Annotated in this window: 2 protein-coding genes (1 of these 2 running past the window's edge); both read left to right on the top strand. The window is 74.1% G+C overall.

All coding sequences use genetic code 11. The features are described from left to right. Positions 1-146: 146 nt before the first annotated feature. Positions 147-878 (top strand): LuxR C-terminal-related transcriptional regulator, encoded by a 732-nt coding sequence (locus ACSHXC_RS05275; RefSeq protein ID WP_438290422.1) that lies wholly within the window; start codon positions 147-149, stop codon positions 876-878. 354 nt (positions 879-1,232) lie between these two features. Further along, positions 1,233-19,717: the 5' portion of a type I polyketide synthase gene (locus ACSHXC_RS05270; RefSeq protein ID WP_438290421.1), read on the top strand. Its footprint extends 10,069 nt past the window's final position; the window shows 18,485 of its 28,554 coding nt (coding positions 1-18,485); the start codon lies at positions 1,233-1,235; the stop codon falls past the right edge of the window.

Here is a 19,717-nt window from a genome sequence, read left to right as displayed (position 1 = left end):
TCGGGGAGTTCGGAAATTCTTTCCGGCAGCTTCCGGGCGGCCCTCGGTTCCCGTGGCACGCTTCATTCTCCGGATTTCTCCTTCTCGCTCGATGTCTCTTGATTTCTGGTTCACATACGGGGGTTGGAAAGGATGTCAGTCCCTTGATGATTCCTGCTCTGGTGGATTCTCTGCAGTTTTCGGCAGGCCACAGTACGGTCGGCGCGACCGGTACGGCGGTCCGAGGAGAGGAGTGGCCGAGCGTGTGCATATCCGTACTGGATCCGGCACTGACGATCCGTCAGGCCAATCAGGACTTCTTCCGTCACTTCGCGACCCCCGCCGAACCTTCCGTCGACGTACTGGCCCCTCCCCCCTCCGATTCCTCGACGGCGGCACCCGACATCTTCGGGCGTAATTTCCGCGATCTGGTGCACCCCAGCGTGCGGCAGCCGCTCATGCGGCAGTTCGAGCGGCTCCTGGAGGGCCGCCGGGACCGCTTCGCCACGAACGTGGTGGCGCTGCGGCCGACCGGCGACGTGTTCACCGGCAGCCTCACGGCCGCCGCCGTGAGCGGCTACGGCCCCGCCCCGGCCGCCGTCCTCGTGGTGATGCAGTCAGGCCGGAGACCGGCGGACGACGCATTGGTGGCACCGAAAAGGAAACTGCTCAGCGAGATCGACGCGCGAATTCTGGAGGGAATCGCGGCGGGCCTGTCCACGGTTCCGCTGGCGTCCCGTCTGTATCTCAGCCAACATGGCGTGGAATATCACGTCACCAGTCTGCTGCGGAAACTGAAGGCTCCCAACCGCGCGGCGCTGGTCTCCCGCGCGTATGCGATGGGGGCGCTGACGGTGGGGACCTGGCCGCCCCGCGTCGTCGAGGACTTCATCAAGTAACACTCCTACCCGCATTCTGGTGGCTCGCCGCGCGGACGCGGGCCGAGGTCTGCCTTTGCGACCCGGACTGCTCCATGGGCGAGCCGAGGAGGTACTGGGCGCCGGGGGTGCCGCTGAGCATCCGCGGCGCCTCCGGCCTGTCTGCGCGCGGCCGGCCCCGGGCCCGGCCGACTCTACGGAATTCCATGGTCACCCCCATAGAGACTGGGCGCGTGGCGTGCGGGAAGTCGAGCTGCCTCGTGCAGGGCACGCAGATAACTCAGTAGCTGTGGAACAGCAGTCCGCAGTGCCGGCTGTCCCCCTCGAAATCCTCTGCTGTCCGACGGTCTTGAGATGGGTTGGAACGTGGCGAACATGGATCAGGAACAGAAACTCCGCGACTACCTGAAGCGGGCCAGCGCCGACCTGCGGCGATCCCGGCAGCGGGTGGGCGAGCTGGAGGCGGCGACTCGCGAGCCGATCGCGATCGTGGGCATGAGCTGCCGCTTCCCGGGTGGCGTGAGCAGCCCCGAAGAGCTCTGGTCCCTGCTCGCCGCCGACGGGGACGGCATCACGCCCTCCCCCGATGACCGCGGCTGGGAGCAACTGGCCGAGGACGCGGGGGAGTTCTCCGGTGGATTCCTCCACGACGCGGCCGAGTTCGACGCCTCCTTCTTCGGGATATCCCCCCGCGAGGCACTCGCCATGGACCCGCAGCAGCGACTGCTCCTTGAGTCCTCCTGGGAAGCCTTCGAGCGGTCCGGTATCGACCCGGCGGCGGTCAGGGGCAGCAGGACAGGCATGTTCGTCGGGGCGATGCCCCAGGAGTACCGGGTGGGTCCGGACGACGACGTCCAGGGCTTCGCCCTGACGGGCACCACCACCAGCGTCATCTCGGGCCGGCTCGCGTACTTCTTCGGAACCGTGGGCCCGGCGGTCACCATCGACACCGCCTGCTCGTCCTCCCTCGTGGCCCTGCACCTGGCCGCCCACTCCCTGCGTCAGGGCGAGTGCTCCCTGGCACTGGCCGCCGGCGTCACCGTGATGTCCAGCCCCACCACCTTCGTGGAGTTCAGCCGCCAGGGCGGGCTCTCCGCCGACGGCCGCTGCCGCTCCTTCGCCGACTCCGCAGACGGCACCGGCTGGGCCGAGGGCGTGGGCGTCCTGGTCCTGGAGCGCCTCTCGGTGGCCCGCCGCAACGGCCACGAGATCCTGGCCGTCATCCGGGGCTCCGCCGTCAACCAGGACGGCGCCTCCAACGGGCTGACCGCGCCCAACGGCCCCTCGCAGCAACGGGTGATCGAGCAGGCGCTGGCCAGCGCGCGCCTCTCGGCCAACGAGATCGACGTCGTCGAGGCGCACGGCACCGGCACCGCGCTGGGCGACCCGGTCGAGGCCCAGGCACTGCTGGCCACCTACGGCCAGGGCCGAGAGGCCGACCACCCCCTGCTGCTGGGCTCCGTCAAGTCGAACCTCGGCCACACCCAGGCGGCGGCCGGCATGGCCGGCGTCATCAAGATGGTGCTGGCCATGCGCCACGGCCTGCTCCCGCGCACACTCCACGTCGACGCGCCGTCCTCGCACGTCGACTGGACACAGGGCGCCGTACGACTGCTCACCGAGCAAGTCTCCTGGCCGCAGGGAGAACAGCCGCGCCGCGCCGGCATCTCCTCGTTCGGGCTCAGCGGCACCAACGCCCACACGATCCTGGAGCAGGCCCCGGCCGCCCTGTCCCCCGAGGCCGACCAGGAGGGCACCGCGCCGCCGGCCGCCGACGCATCCTTGGCGGTCGGCGACGTCCCCTGGCTTGTCTCCGGCCGCACCCGCGAGGCGCTGCGCGCCCAGGCGGCGCGGCTGCTCGAACACCTCACGGCTCACCCCGGTCTCGCGCCCGTGGACGTGGCCTACTCCCTGGCCACGGCCCGCTCCGGCCTGGAACACCGAGCCGCGTTCACCGCGGCCGACCTGGGCCGGGCCCGCGCCGCCCTCACCGCGCTCGCCGACGGCGCGCCAGCCCCCGGTCTGGTGCAGGACACTGCCCGGACGCGGTCCAAGCTCGCCTTCCTCTTCGCCGGCCAGGGCTCCCAGCGGCCGGGCATGGGGCGTGAACTGGCCGCCCGCTTCCCCGCCTTCGCCACCGCCCTGGACGAGGTCGTCAGCCACCTCGACCAGGGTCTCGAACGGCCTCTGAAGGAGGTGCTGTTCGCCGCCGAGGGCACGCCCGAGGCCGCCCTGCTCGACGAGACCGGCTACGCCCAGGCCGCACTGTTCGCGATCGAGGTGGCGCTGTACCGGCTCGCCGAGTCCTTCGGCATCAAGCCGGACTTCCTCGCCGGGCACTCCATCGGAGAGATCGCCGCTGCGCACGTGGCCGGGGTCTTCACCGTGGCCGACGCCGCGGCCCTGGTGCTCGCCCGCGGCCGCCTCATGCAGGCGCTGCCCGAAGGCGGCGCCATGGTCTCCCTCGAAGCCACCGAGGAGGAGGTTCTGCCCCTGCTGGCGGACCGGTCGGACCGCGTCTCGATCGCCGCGGTCAACGGGCCCGCCGCCGTCGTCGTCGCCGGCCGGGCCGACGACGTCAGCGCCGTCGTGGAGAACTTCGGCGCGCTGGGCCGCAAGACCAAGCGGCTGCGCGTCTCGCACGCGTTCCACTCCCCGCTCATGGAGCCCATGCTGGAGGACTTCCGCACCGTCGTCTCCCGGCTCACCCCCCAGGCGCCCGTCCTCCCGGTCGTCTCCGGTCTGACCGGGACCCTCGCCACGGTGGAGCAGCTGACCTCCCCCGAGTACTGGGTGAACCACGCCCGGCACACCGTACGGTTCGCCGACGCCCTCGACTGGCTCCACGGCCACGGCACCGCCACCTTCCTGGAGCTGGGGCCCGACGGCGTCCTGTCCGCCATGGCTCAGAACTCCCTGGCTGCGACCGGCACCGCCGACGGCGGCTCCGACTCCGCCGACGCCGTCCTCGCCGATGGCGTCCCCGCCACGCTCGCCGTGCTGCGGCCGGGCCGCCCCGAGGCCGAGACCCTCACCGCCGCGCTGGCGGGTCTGCACACCCGCGGCGTGGCCGTCCAGTGGGAGCCCTACTTCCAGGACACCGGCGCCCGGCGCACCGCTCTGCCCACCTACGCCTTCCAGCGCCGCCGCTACTGGCCCAGGAGCGTCCCCGCGACGGGCGGTGACGTGCGCGCCGCCGGCCTGGGCGCGGCGCACCACCCGCTGCTGACGGCGGCCGTGTCGGTCGCCAACTCCGACGGCCTGCTGCTGACCGGTCGACTCTCGCGGCGCACCCACCCCTGGCTCGCCGACCACGCCGTACGCGGCACGGTGCTGCTGCCGGGCACCGCCTTCCTGGAACTGGCCGTGCGCGCCGGGGACGAGGCCGGCTGCGGTCGCGTGGAGGAACTCACGCTGGCCGCCCCGCTGCTGCTGCCCGAGGAGGGCGGCGTCCAGGTGCAGGTCTGGGTGGGCAGCCCCGACGAGTCGGGTCGCCGCGCCGTCAGCGTCCACTCCCGCCCCGACGGGCCGGAGGAACTCCCCTGGACCCAGCACGCCTCAGGCACCCTCGTCGCCGGCGAGCACCACGCCGACTTCGACGCCACCGCCTGGCCGCCCGCCGGCGCCCAGCCGCTGGACCTCGACGGCTTCTACGATCGGATGGCCGACACCGGCTTCGGCTACGGCCCGCTGTTCCAGGGTCTGCACGCCGCCTGGCGCAGCGGCGACGACGTCTACGCCGAGGTGACGCTGCCCGACACGAACGGCTCCGACGCCGACTCCGCGGCGTCGTTCGGGATCCACCCGGCCCTGCTGGACGCCGCCCTGCACGCCGCGGCCTTCGCCGACCTGGGCGAGCACGCCCGCGGCGGCCTGCCCTTCTCGTGGCAGGACGTGACGTTGCACGCGAGCGGGGCGACGACGGTCCGGGTGAAGCTGACCCCGGCCGGAGACGACGCCGTGGCGATCGCCGTCGCCGACACCACCGGCGCCGCCGTCGCCTCCATCGGCTCGCTGGTCCTGCGCACGGTGCCCGACGAGCGGTTCGGCGCCGCCAACTCCCTCGTCCGGGAAGCCCTGTTCGAACTGCGCTGGACCGCACCACACCAGTCCCCGCAGACGGTGCCCGCCTCGGTCGGCGTCCTCGGCCCGGACCTCTTCGGCCTGGAGCGGGCGCTTTCGTCGCCGGACCTCACCGTCATGGCGCTGCCCGGCGCGGACGGCACCCGAGCGCCGGACGTGGTACTCGCCCCCCTCGCGGGTGCGGACGCCGACACCGGTGACGAGGTCGTCACCTCCGTGCACGCCCGCACCGCCCACGTCCTGGCGTGCCTGCGGAGCTGGCTGGACAGCGAGCAGTACGCCGGGTCCCGGCTGGTCTTCGTCACGCGTGGCGCCGTCGCCACCGACGCCCGACAGGCGCCGGACCCGGTGGCCGCCGCCGTCTGGGGCCTGGTGCGCGTCGCGCAGAGCGAACACCCCGGCCGCTTCGGCCTGTTGGACCTCGACCCCGCTCTCGACGAGCCCACCGCGCAGCCGCTGCTGCGGGCCCTGGCCCTGGACGAGCCGCAGACCGCCGTCCGCGGCACCGCCGTGCTCACCGCGCGGCTCGCCCGCGCCCAGGCATCGCAGACCACCGCGGAATGGGCCCCTGAGGGCACCGTGATCCTCACCGGGGCCACCGGCGGCCTGGGCCGCGTACTGGCCCGGCACCTGGTCACCGAGCGCGGCGTACGGCACCTCCTGCTCGTCAGCCGCCGCGGCGCCGACGCCGAGGGCGCCCGGGAACTCGTGGCCGAACTCACCGAACACGGTGCCCAGGTGGCCATCGCGGCCTGCGACCTGGCCGACCGTGCCGCCGTGGACCGGCTGCTGGCCGGTGTGCCCGCCGAGCACCCTGTCACCGCCGTCGTGCACAGCGCCGGCACCCTCGACGACGGCGTGATCGAGTCACTCACCCCCGAGCAGATCAGCACGGTCCTGCGGCCCAAGGCCGACGCCGTCTGGCACCTCCACGAGGCCACCCGGGATCTGGACCTGGCCGCCTTCGTCGTCTTCTCCTCCCTCTCCGGCACCGTGGGCACGGCGGGCCAGGGCAACTACGCCGCCGCCAACGCCTTCCTCGACGCGCTCGCCCAACTGCGCCGCGCCCAGGGCCTGCCGGGGCTCTCCCTGGCCTGGGGCCCGTGGGAGCCCACCGCCGGAATGACCGGCGGCCTGACGGACGAGGACCTCGCGCGCCTGGCCCGTATGGGCACCCCGGCGCTCACCGTGGAACAGGGCACAGCCCTCTTCGACGCCGCCACCGCCATGGACGCCGCCGTCCTCCTGCCGACCAGGCTCGACCTGTCCGTCCTGCGCCTCCAAGGTGCCCAGGGCGCGGTACCGCCGCTGTGGCGCGGCCTGATCCGTACCCCGGCCCGCCGCTCGGCGGTCTCGGCCTCGGAGACCGCCGTCACCCTCGTACAGAAGCTGTCCCGGCTGGAGGAGACCGACCGCCGGGAGGTCGTGCTCGACCTCGTGGCCGGTCAAGTGGCCGCCGTACTCGGCCACTCCAGCACCGCCGACATCGACGCACGGCGCCCGCTGCGGGAGCTGGGCTTCGACTCGTTGACCGCCGTCGAACTGCGCAACCGGCTCAGCGCGGCCACCGGCCTGCGCACCGCCGCGACGGTGATCTTCGACTACCCGACCGTCGACGCCCTCGCCACGCACATCCTCGCCGAGCTCATGGGCTCCGAAGCCGCCACCGCAACGAGCGCTCCCCGTGCCGCCGGCACCGCCACCCACGACGACCCCATCGTCATCGTCGGCATGAGCTGCCGCTACCCGGGCGGGGTCGCCTCGCCCGAGGACCTGTGGCAGCTGGTCAGCGAGGGTACCGACGCCATCTCGGGCCTGCCCACCGACCGGGGCTGGGACCTGGACGCGCTCTACGACCCGGACCCGGACCGCATCGGCACCTCCTACTCCCGCTTCGGCGGATTCCTGCACACCGCTGCCGACTTCGACCCCGCCTTCTTCGGCATGAGCCCCCGCGAGGCCCTGGCCACCGACTCCCAGCAGCGGCTGCTGCTCGAAGCGTCCTGGGAGGCCATCGAGCGCACGGGCATCGACCCGGCGTCCCTGCGCGGCAGCCGGACCGGCGTGTTCGCGGGCGTGATGTACAACGACTACGCCACGGTCCTCTCCGGCGGACAGTTCGAGGGCCACCAGGGCAGTGGCACCGCCCCGAGCGTCGCCTCCGGGCGGATCTCCTACACGCTCGGGCTGGAAGGCCCCGCCGTCACCGTCGACACCGCCTGCTCGTCGTCGCTGGTCGCCATGCACTGGGCGATGCAGGCACTGCGCGCGGGGGAGTGCTCGCTCGCACTCGCCGGCGGTGTCACGGTCATGTCGACGCCGGGCGCCCTCATCGAGTTCTCCCGGCAGCGCGGCCTGTCTCCGGACGGCCGCTGCAAGGCGTTCTCCGATGGCGCCGACGGCGTCGGCTGGTCCGAAGGCGTCGGCGTCCTCGTCCTGGAACGCCTCTCCGACGCCCGCCGCAACGGGCACCAGGTCCTGGCCGTGGTCCGCGGCTCCGCGGTCAACCAGGACGGTGCCTCCAACGGCCTGACCGCCCCCAACGGCCCCGCCCAACAGCGGGTGATCCGGCAGGCGCTGTCCGCCGCCGGCCTGTCCGCCACGGACATCGACACGGTCGAGGGCCACGGCACCGGCACCACCCTCGGCGACCCCATCGAGGCGCAGGCCCTGCTCGCCACCTACGGCCAGGACCGCGACCCGCGGAACCCGCTGCTGCTGGGCTCCGTGAAGTCCAACATCGGCCACACCCAGGCCGCGGCCGGCGTCGCCGGCGTCATCAAGATGGTCCTGGCCATGCGCCACGGCGTGCTGCCCCGTACCCTGCACGCCGACGAGCCGTCCTCGCACGTGGAGTGGGGCTCCGGAGCGGTGCGCCTGCTCACCGAGGAGACGCCCTGGCCGCAGGCCGGCCGGCCGCGTCGCGCCGCCGTCTCCTCGTTCGGTTTCAGCGGTACCAACGCCCACCTCATCGTCGAGGAGCCGCCGGCCGCCTCCGACCAGCGCGAACAGCCGGCGCTCACCCCGGCCGTCGTGCCCTGGACGCTGTCCGGCAAGAGCCGCGCGGCCCTCCGGGACCAGGCCGCCCGCCTGCGGTCCTTCCTCGACGAGCGCCCCACTCTCGACCCGGTCGACGTCGCGCTCTCCCTCGCCACCACCCGCACCGCCTTCGACCAGCGCGCCGTCGTCACCGGCGACCGCGACGAACTGCTGCGTGCACTCGCCGACCTGGCCGCCGACCGGCCCGGCTCCGCGCTCACCGAGGGCGAGATCGGCGGCGCGGGCAAGCTGGCCGTGGTGTTCTCCGGGCAGGGCAGCCAGCGCCCCGGCGCGGGCCGTGAACTCGCCGCCCGCTTCCCCGCGTTCGCCCAGGCCCTCGACGAGGTCACCGCCGCCCTCGACCCGCACCTGGACCGTCCCCTCAAGGACGTCCTGTTCGCCCCGGAGGGCAGCCCCGAGGCGGCGCTGCTGGACCACACCGAGTGGACCCAGCCCGCGCTGTTCGCCGTCGGGGTCGCGCTCCACCGGCTGCTGGGCACGTGGGGCATCCGCCCCGACGTGCTGCTGGGCCACTCCATCGGCGAGATCACCGCCGCGCATGTCGCGGGCGTCCTCTCGCTGTCCGACGCGGCCCGCCTGGTGACCGCCCGGGGACGGCTGATGCAGGCGCTGCCCGCCGGCGGCGCGATGATCTCCCTCCAGGCCGGCGAGGACGAGACGGCGCCGCTGCTCGCCGGGCGCGAGCACGAGGTCTCCCTCGCCGCTGTCAACGGCCCCCACAGCGTCGTGGTCGCCGGAGACCTGGCCGCCGCCGAGGAGATAGCCGCCCACTTCGCCGCCCAGGGCCGCAAGACCAAGCGCCTGACGGTCAGCCACGCCTTCCACTCGCCACTCATGGAGCCCGCGCTCGACGGGCTGCGCGAGGTCGCGGCCGAGCTCACCTACCACGCGCCGGACGTGACCGTCATCTCCGGCCTGACCGGACGACCCGCCACCGACGACGAACTGCGCTCCGCCGACTACTGGGTCGCGCACGCCCGCGGCGCCGTCCGCTTCGCCGACACCCTGCGCGCCGCACACGACTCCGGCGCCGGCACCTTCCTCGAAGTGGGCCCCGACAGCGTGCTGTCGGCCGCCGCCCAGGAAGCCCTCGGCGACGCGGCGGACGCGCACATCGTCCCGCTGCTGCGCGCCGGGCGCGGCGAGGAGCGCTGTGCGGCCACCGCCCTGGCCCGCCTGCACGTGCGCGGCACGGCCGTCGACTGGCCCGCGTACCTCGCCGGCACCGGAGCACACCCGGTCGATCTGCCCACCTACGCCTTCCAGCACGAGCGCTACTGGCCCGAGCCGGCCCCGGTCGGCCTCGCGCCGGCCGCCGCCGACCCCGCGGACGCCGAGCTCTGGGGCGCCGTCGAACGCGGCGACGCCGCAGAGCTGGCCACTCTCCTCGGGCTGCGCGACGAACAGCACGCCTCCCTGTACGCGCTGTTGCCCGCACTGTCCTCCTGGCGCCAGCACCGGCACGAGAAGGCGCTGCTGGACTCCACCCGCTACCGCGTCGCCTGGCGCCCCGCGACGGCGGCCGCCGCGCCCGTACTCGACGGCACCTGGCTGCTCGTCACCGCCGACGGCATCGACAGCGACGAGATCCTGCACGCACTGCGCGGCCACGGCGCCCAGTTCGAGACCCTCACCCTGGACGACGCCTGCCGCGACCGCACCGAACTCGCCGCCCGGCTCGACGCCGTACGGACGCAGGACCGCGCCTTCGCCGGCATCCTGTCCCTGCTCCCGCTCGCCGACCGGCCCGGCGCCGAGGCCGGCGCCGAGCTGCCCACCGGGCTCGCGCTGAGCCTCGTCCTGACCCAGGCACTGGTCGACATCGACCTCGCCGCCCCGCTGTGGACGCTGACCCGCGGCGCCGTCACCACCGGCTCCGACGACCCGCTCACCAACCCCCTCCAGGCCGCGGTCTGGGGACTGGGCCGGGTCGCCGCCCTGGAGCACCCGCAGCTGTGGAGCGGCCTGATCGACCTGCCGGCCGCCCTCGACGCCCCCACCACCCAGCACCTCGTCAGCGCGCTGGCCGCACGGGGCGGCGAGGACCAGATCGCCCTCCGGGCCACCGGAGCGCTCGGCCGGCGCCTGGTGCGCCACCCGCAAGCCGAACTGCCCCCCGCCGACGCCTTCACCGCGGGCGGCACCGTGCTCATCACCGGCGGCACCGGAGCGCTCGGCGCCGAGGCTGCCCGCTGGCTCGCCCGCAGCGGCGCCGACCATCTCCTCCTCACCAGCCGCCGCGGCCCCGACGCCCCGGGAGCGGCCGAACTGGCCGCAGAAATACGGGACTTGGGGACCGAGGTCACCATCGCGGCCTGCGACACCGCCGACCGTGGCGCGCTCGCCGCACTCCTGGCCTCCGTACCCCCGGAGCACCCGCTGACCGGCGTCGTGCACGCGGCCGGCGTCGGTCAGAACGCCTCCCTGGCCGAAACCCCCCTGGACGCCGCCGCCGAGGCGATGGCCGCCAAGATGCTCGGCGCGGCCCACCTCGACAGCCTGCTGGACGGCCGGGACCTGGACTTCTTCGTCCTGGTCTCCTCGATCGCCGGAGTGTGGGGCAGCGCCGGGCAGAGCGCCTACGCCGCCGCCAACGCCTACCTCGACGCCCTGGCGGAGCACCGCGCGGCCCGCGGCCTGCCCGCCACCTCGGTGGCCTGGGGTCCCTGGGCCGAGGCCGGAATGGCCACCCACGAGGCGGTCACCGACGCACTGCACAAGCGCGGCCTGCGCTTCCTCGCGCCCGCGAACGCCCTCACCGAACTGCGCCGTGCCGTCGTCGACAAGGACGTCACCGTCACGGTCGCCGACATCGACTGGGAGCGCTACCACCCCGTCTTCACCGCCACCCGCCCCAGCGCCCTCTTCGACGAACTGGCAGAGGTCCAGGCCCTCGCCCGCACGGAGGACACGAGCGCCGCACCCGAATTCGCCGCCCGCCTGCGGGGCCTCGACGAGGACGAGCAGACGCGGCTGCTGGCCGACCTGGTACGTGCCGAGGCGGCCATCGCCCTCGGCCACGACTCCGCGGACGCCATCTCGGAGCGGCGGGCCTTCCGCGACGCCGGCTTCGACTCGCTGACCGCCGTGGAACTGCGCAAGCGGCTGGCCGCCCTCACCGGCCTGGCCCTGCCCGCCACCCTCGTCTTCGACTACCCGACCCCCACCGTCCTCGCCCGCCACCTGCGTGCGGAACTCCTGGGCACCGACGGCGCCGCGGCCACGCCCGTGGCCGTTCCCTCGGGGGGCTTCGACGAGCCCATCGCCATCGTCGGCATGAGCTGCCGCTTCCCCGGCGGCGTCCGTTCCCCGGGGCAGCTGTGGGACCTGGTCAGCGACGGCGTCGACGCCATCACCGACTTCCCCGTCAACCGCGGCTGGAACACCGGCCTCTACCACCCCGACCCGGACAACCCCGGCACGACCTACTCCACCCAGGGCGGGTTCCTGCACGACGCGGGCGAGTTCGACGCCTCCTTCTTCGGCATCTCGCCGCGCGAAGCGCTGTCGATGGACCCCCAGCAGCGGCTGCTGCTGGAGACCACCTGGGAGGCGTTCGAGCAGGCCGGCATCGACCCCACCCACGTCCACGGCACCGCGACCGGCACCTTCATCGGCTCCACCTACCAGGAGTACGGCCTCGGCGTCGAGGACGGCTCCGCCGGCCACCTGGTGACCGGCACCAGCCCCAGCGTGCTCTCCGGGCGCCTGGCCTACCTCTTCGGCCTCGAAGGACCGGCGGTCACCGTCGACACCGCCTGCTCCTCGTCCCTGGTCGCCCTGCACCTGGCCTGCCAGTCCCTGCGCAACGGCGAGAGCTCCCTGGCCCTGGCCGGCGGCGCGACCGTGATGACCAACCCCAACCCGTTCATCGCCTTCAGCCGGCAGCGGGCCCTGGCCGGCGACGGCCGCTGCAAGGCGTTCTCGGACGGCGCCGACGGTATGACCCTCGCCGAAGGCGTCGGCGTCCTCGTCCTGGAGCGCCTCTCGGACGCCCAGCGCAACGGACACGAGATCCTCGCCGTCGTCCGCGGCTCGGCCATCAACCAGGACGGTGCCTCCAACGGCCTGTCCGCCCCCAACGGCCCCTCCCAGCAGCGCGTCATCCGCCAGGCCCTGGCCAACTCGGGGCTGGCCCCGAAGGACATCGACGCCGTCGAGGCCCACGGCACCGGCACCGCCCTCGGCGACCCCATCGAGGCGCAGGCCCTGCTCGCCACCTACGGCCAGGGCCGCGACCCCGAGCACCCGCTGCTGCTGGGCTCCGTGAAGTCCAACATCGGCCACACCCAGTCGGCGGCCGGCGTCGCCGGCGTCATCAAGATGGTCCTGGCCCTGCGCCGGGGAGCACTGCCGCGCACCCTGCACGCCGACACTCCCTCCAGCCACATCGACTGGACCCCCGGCACCGTCGCCCTGCTGCACGAGCCCGCCGACTGGCCCGAGGGCGAGCGCCCGCGCCGCTGCGCGGTCTCCTCCTTCGGCATCAGCGGCACCAACGCCCACACCATCCTCGAAGAAGCCCCCCGCCCGCAGGAGGCGGCCCCCGAGTGGCCGGTGCCCCCGGCCGGCGGCGCCATCCCCTGGACGCTGACCGCCCGCACCCCGGGCGCGCTGCGCGCCCAGGCAACCAACCTCGCCGCCCACCTCGACGACGAACAGGCACCCGGCGCCCTCGACGTCGGCCACTCCCTGGTGACCGCGCGCACCCTCTTCGACCACCGCGCCGTCGTCGTCGGCACCGACGAGTGGACCCGGCGCGCGGCCCTCGACGCCCTCGCCGCCGGCGGCTCCGCGCCCGGCGTCGTCCAGGGCACGGCCGACACCGACGGCAGGACCGTCTTCGTCTTCCCCGGCCAGGGCTCCCAGTGGGTCGGCATGGGAGCACGGCTCCTCGACGAGTCCCCGGTCTTCGCCGAGCGCCTGACCGAATGCGCCACCGCCCTCTCGGAGTTCGTCGACTGGTCCCTGCTCGACGTGCTGCGCCAGGTGGACGGCGCGCCGACGCTGGACCGCGTCGACGTCGTACAGCCCGCCTCCTTCGCCGTCATGGTCTCGCTCGCCGCACTGTGGACCTCGCACGGCATCACCCCCGACGCCGTGGTCGGCCACTCGCAGGGGGAGATCGCCGCGGCGGCCGTCGCCGGGGCGCTCTCCCTTCAGGACGCGGCCCGCGTCGTCGCGCTGCGCAGCCGGGCCATCGCCCGCGGGCTGGCCGGATCCGGCGGCATGATGTCGGTCCCGCTGCCCGCCGCCGACGTCGAACAGCGCCTCGCCGGGGCCGTCGGGTACGAAGACCTGTCGATCGCCGCGGTCAACGGCCCCCGGTCCACCGTCGTCTCCGGCGCCACCGCGCCGCTGGACGCCCTACAGGCCGAGCTGGTCGCCGAGGACGTCCGGGCCAAGCGCATCGCCGTGGACTACGCCTCGCACTCCGCGCAGGTCGAGCTGGTACGGGACGAACTGCACCGCGTCCTCGCGCCGGTGCGCCCCCGCCCCGCGCAGGTGCCCTTCTTCTCGACGGTGACCGGTGACTGGCTGGACACCACCGTCATGGACGCCGACTACTGGTACACCAACCTGCGGCAGACCGTCCGCTTCCAGCCCGCCATCGGTGAACTCCTCGCCCAGGAGCACCGCTTCTTCATCGAGGTCAGTTCCCACCCCGTACTCGCCATGGGCATCCAGGCGACGGCCGAGGAAGCCGGCGGCGCGGCCGCGGTGCTCGGCACCCTCCGGCGCGACGCGGGCGGCACCGACCGCTTCCTGACCTCCCTCGCCGAAGCCTTCGTCCGGGGCGCGGGCGTCGACTGGTCCGCGGTCTTCGCCGGCACCGGCGCCCGCCGGGTACCGCTGCCCACGTACGCCTTCCAGCGCGAGCATCTGTGGGCGATCCCCGACCGGTCCCAGGACCGGCCCGCAGCGGACCCGGTGGACGCGGAATTCTGGACGGCGGTGGAAGAGGACGACGTCGACTCCCTCGCCTCCCGTCTGCGCCTGGACCGCGCCGCCCTGGAGCCCGTCCTTCCGGCCCTCTCCGACTGGCGCCGACGCCGGCGCGACCTGGCGGCCGTCGACTCCTGGCGCTACCGCGCCACATGGCAGCCGCTGACCACCCTGCCCACGGCGGCACTGACCGGCACCTGGCTCGTCGTCACCACCGAAGGCACCACCGACGACGACCTCGTCGGCGCCCTCACCGCGCACGGCGCCGACGCCCGCACCCTCGTCCTGGACGACGCCTGCACGGACCGCGCGACCCTGGCCGCGCGCCTCATGGAACTCGACGGCACCGCGGACCTCGCGGGCGTGGTGTCCCTGCTGGCCGCGGCCGAGGAGCCGAGCCCGCACCATCCGGCGCTCAGCCGCGCGACGGCCCTGACCGTCACGCTCGTGCAGGCACTCGGCGACGCCGGCATCGACGCGCCGCTGTGGTGCCTGACCCAGGGCGCCGTCTCCACCGGCCGCGCGGACCGGCTCACCCGCCCCGGCCAGGCCCAGATCCTCGGCCTCGGCTGGACGGCCGCCCTCGAACACCCACAGCGCTGGGGCGGCCTGGTGGACCTGCCCGAGGAACTGGACCGGCGGGCCGCCGAGCGCTTGGCCGCGGTCCTGACCGGCCGTACCGGCGAGGACCAACTCGCCGTCCGCGCCTCGGGCGTCCTCGCCCGCCGCGTCGTACGCGCCACCCCCGCGGACCCGGCTCCGGCCCGCCCCTGGACGCCGAGGGGCACCACCCTCGTCACCGGCGGCACCGGCACCCTCGCCCCGCACCTGGCCCGCTGGCTCGCCCAGCAGGGCGCCGAGCACGTAGTGCTCACCAGCCGCCGCGGCCCCGCGGCCCCCGGATCCGACGAACTCGTCCGGGAACTCGCCGAGTTGGGCTGCGAGGCCAGCGTCGTCGCCTGCGACCTGACCGACCGCGACGCGGTCGCCCAGATGCTCACCGCGCTCACGGCCGAGGGCCGCACCGTACGCACCGTCGTGCACACCGCCGTCACCATCGAGCTGGCGACGCTGGACGAGACGACCCTCGACGACTTCGCGAAGGTCATGGACGCCAAGGTCAACGGCGCCCGGCACCTGGACGAACTCCTCGGCGACGACCTCGACGCCTTCGTCCTGTACTCCTCCACCGCCGGCATGTGGGGCAGCGGCGCCCACGCCGCCTACGTCGCCGGCAACGCCCACCTCAACGCCCTGGCCGAACACCGCCGCGCCCGCGGCGCCCGGGCCACCGCCGTCTCCTGGGGCATCTGGGCCGACGACCTCAAGCTCGGCCGCGTCGACCCCGGCCAGATCCGCCGCAGCGGACTGGTCTTCATGGACCCCGAACTGGCCCTCACCGGCCTGCGCCAGGCCCTCGACGACGACGAGACGCTGCTGGCCGTCGCCGACGTGGACTGGGAGCGCTACTACCCCGTCTTCACCGCCGCGCGGCCCACCCGGCTCTTCGCGGACCTGCCCGAGGTCCGGCGACTCGTCGAGGACGACACCAGCCAGACCAAGGACTCCGGCAGCGAGTTCGCCACCCGGCTGCGCGGGCTGGCCGTCGTCGAGCAGGACCGGCTCCTGCTGGACCTCGTCCGCGGCGAGGCCGCCACCGCACTCGGCCACGCCTCACCCGACGTGCTCTCCGAACAACGTGCCTTCCGCGACGTCGGCTTCGACTCGCTGACCGCCGTCGACCTGCGCAACCGGATCGCCGCCGTGACCGGGCTGGCCCTGCCGAGCACCATGGTCTTCGACCACCCCAACCCGCTCGCCCTCGTCGCGTTCCTGCGCGAATCCCTCGCCGGGTCCGCCACCGGCACCACCGTCCCGACCACGCACACCGGCGCCGCCAACGACGAGCCCCTCGCCATCATCGGCATGAGCTGCCGCTACCCCGGCGGCATCGGCTCACCGGAGGACCTGTGGCGCCTGGTCGCCGAGGGGGGCGACGCCACCAGCGAATTCCCCACCGACCGCGGCTGGGACGCCGAGGGCCTCTACGACCCCGACCCCGACCGGGCCGGCCACACCTACTCGACCCGGGGCGGCTTCCTCCACGACGCCACCGAATTCGACGCCTCCTTCTTCGGCATCTCGCCCCGCGAGGCCCTCGCCATGGACCCCCAGCAGCGCCTGCTGCTGGAGACCTCCTGGGAGGCGATGGAACGTGCCGGGATCGACCCCGCCACCCTGCGCGGCAGCAGCACCGGCACCTTCATCGGTGCCAGCTACCAGGACTACGGAGCCTCCGGCGCCAGCCCGGAAGGCGCCGAGGGACACCTGATCACCGGCACCATCTCCAGCGTCCTGTCCGGCCGGCTCTCCTACACCTACGGCTTCGAGGGCCCGGCCGTCTCCCTCGACACCGCCTGCTCCTCCTCCCTCGTCGCCCTGCACCTGGCCTGCCAGTCCCTGCGCAACGGCGAGAGCTCCCTGGCCCTCGCGGGCGGCGTCAGCATCATGTCCACGCCCGGCGCGTTCGTCGGCTTCAGCCGGCAGCGCGCGATGGCGGCCGACGGCCGCTGCAAGGCGTACTCCGACCAGGCCGACGGCATGAGCCTGGCCGAAGGCGTCGGGCTGGTCCTCGTCGAACGGCTCTCCGACGCCCGTCGCAACGGGCACCGGGTCCTGGCCGTCATCCGTGGCTCCGCCGTCAACCAGGACGGCGCCTCCAACGGCCTGACCGCGCCCAACGGCCCGTCCCAGCAGCGCGTCATCGTCCAGGCCCTGGCCAACGCCAACGTGGACCCCGACAGCATCGACGTCGTCGACGGACACGGCACCGGCACCGCCCTCGGCGACCCCATCGAGGCGCAGGCCCTGCTCGCCACCTACGGCCAGGGCCGCGACCCCGGGCACCCGCTGCTGCTGGGCTCCGTCAAGTCCAACATCGGCCACACCCAGATGGCGTCCGGCGTCGCCAGCATCATCAAGATGGTCATGGCCATGCACCACGGCACCGTGCCGCGGAGCCTGCACATCGACCGGCCCTCCTCGCACGTCGACTGGAGCTCCGGCGCCCTCCAACTGCTCACCGAGCCGCTGCCATGGCCGAGCACCGGACACCCGCGCCGCGCGGGCGTCTCCTCCTTCGGGCTCAGCGGCACCAACGTCCACACCATCCTCGAACAGGCCCCGGCAGACCGGTCCGAGGCAGCCGAGGCATCCGAGGTAGACGGGGCAGACGCAGCCACCGCACCGGCCCGCCCGGCCGACACCACCCCCGTCCCCCTGGTCCTGTCCGGACGCACCGAAGCGGGCCTGCGCGCCCAGGCCGGACGGCTCCTGACCCACCTCTCCGACCACCCCCAACTCCCGCTCACCGACCTCGCATTCTCCCTCGCCACCTCCCGGGCCGCCCTGGAGCACCGCGCGGCCGTCCTCACCGACGACCCCGACACCCTCACCCGGGCCCTGACCGCGCTGCGCGACGCGACCCCCGACGCCGGGCTGCTCACGGGCCGCCCGGATCGCGGCCGGCTGGCCTTCCTCTTCACCGGCCAGGGCAGCCAGCGCCCCGAAATGGGCCGCGAGCTCTACGACCGGCACCCGGTCTACGCCCAGGCACTGGACGCCGTACTCACCCGCTTCGACCTCGAACTCGACCGTCCGCTACGGGAGATCCTCTTCGCCGCCCCGGGCTCACCCGAGGCCGCGCTGCTGGACGACACCCGCTACACCCAACCTGCCCTCTTCGCCCTCGAAGTGGCCCTGTTCCGCCTCGCCGAGTCCTGGGGCCTGCGCCCCGACTACGTCGCGGGCCATTCCATCGGCGAGTTCGCCGCCGCACACGCCGCCGGAGTCCTCTCCCTGGAGGACGCCTGCACTCTGGTCGCCGCCCGCGGCCGGCTGATGGCCGCACTGCCCCGGGGCGGCGCCATGGCCTCCGTCGAAGCCACCGAGGACGAAGTGGCCGCCGCGCTCACCCCGTACGAGGGACGGGCCGCGGTCGCCGCCGTCAACACCCCGACCTCCCTGGTCGTCTCGGGCGACGAGGACGCGGTGCTCGCCGTGGCGGCGCACTTCGAAGAGCGGGGCCGCCGCACCAAGCGGCTGCGCGTCAGCCACGCCTTCCACTCGCCGCACATGGACCCGATGCTGGCGGACTTCGCCCACGCCGTCCGCTCCGTCACCTGCCACGCACCCACCGTGCCGCTGGTGTCCACCGTCACCGGGACGCTCCTCACGCACGAAGAACTCGCCGCGCCGGACTACTGGACCGGACAGGTCCGCGGCACCGTCCGCTTCGCCGACGCCGTACGGCATCTCACCGAGCACGGTGTGCGCACCTTCTTCGAGCTCGGCCCGGACGCCGTGCTCAGCGGCGCGGTACGCGAGGGCACCGACGAGGAGACCCACGCCACCGCCGTCCCGGCACTGCGCCGGGACCGGCCCGAGGCCCCGGCCCTGACCACGGCACTGGCCCACCTGCACCTCCACGGGGTACGGGTCGACTGGGACGCCGTGTTCGCGGGCAGCGGAGCCCACCGGATCGACCTGCCCACCTACCCCTTCCAGCGCGAGCGCTACTGGCCCGAGACGGCCACCGGAACCACCGCACCCGCCCACCCCGCCGACGCGGCGGACGCGGACTTCTGGTCGGCCGTCGAGCGGGCGGACCTGGAGTCCCTGGGCTCGTCGCTGGACCTGGACGACGACACCCTCACCGCCGTCGTCCCGGCCCTCTCCTCCTGGCGGCGCCGCAGCCGGGAGCGCTCCACCGTCGACGGCTGGCGCTACCGCACCACCTGGAAGCGCCTGGCCGCCCCGGCCACCGCACGCCCCACCGGGACCTGGCTGGTGCTCGCACCCGCCGACGGCGAGCCGGGATGGCTCGACGCGGCCGCCGGTGTGCTGGGCACCGACTCCGTACGCCTGGTCGTCACCGCCCCGGAGCGCCGGGACCTGACCGACCGGCTGCGCGAACTGACCGCCGCACACGGCGAGTTCACGGGCGTCCTGTCCCTGCTGGCCACCACCGGCGACGACACACAGGACGTCACTGACACCACGACCACGGGCCTGCTGCTGACGGCCACCGCCGTCCAGGCCCTGGGCGACGCGGACATCGCGGCCCCCCTGTGGTGCGTGACCCGCACCGCAGTGGCCGTGGACCGCACCGAACACCCGGTCCACCCTGCCCAGGCCGCCGTCTGGGGCCTGGGCAGGGTGGCCGCACTGGAGCAGCCGCAGCGCTGGGGCGGTCTGATCGACCTGCCCGATGAGCTCGACGGCAGCACCCTGCGCCGCCTGGCCGCCGTCCTCGCCGACAGTGGCGGCGAGGACCAACTCGCGCTGCGCACCACCGCGGCGTTCGCCCGTCGCCTGGCCCACCACCGAGCCGAACCGGCCCCCGGGACAGGCACCTTCAACCCCACCGGCACCGTGCTCGTCACCGGCGGCACCGGCGCGCTCGGCGGACACGTCGCCCGATGGCTGGCCGAGGCGGGCGCCCGGCACCTGCTGCTGGTCAGCCGCCGCGGCGCGGACGCCCCCGGCGCCGCTGAACTGGCCGCGGCGATCGAAGAGCTGGGAGCCGAGGTCACCCTCGCGGCATGCGACACCGCCGACCGCGACGCGCTGACCGCCGTCCTGGCCGCGATCCCCGACGAGCACCCGCTCACCGCGGTGTTCCACACCGCCGGCACCGTCGCCGACGGCACCCTGGACACCCTCACCGCCGAGCAGTTCACCGCGGTCCTGCACGCCAAGGTCACCGCCAC

This window comes from Streptomyces sp. HUAS TT7, from assembly GCF_051550175.1.
In the GTDB taxonomy this organism is placed as follows: Bacteria; Actinomycetota; Actinomycetes; order Streptomycetales; family Streptomycetaceae; genus Streptomyces.
The sequence above is the reverse complement of the archived record's forward strand: the minus strand, read 5'-3'. Positions and strand labels throughout refer to the sequence as shown.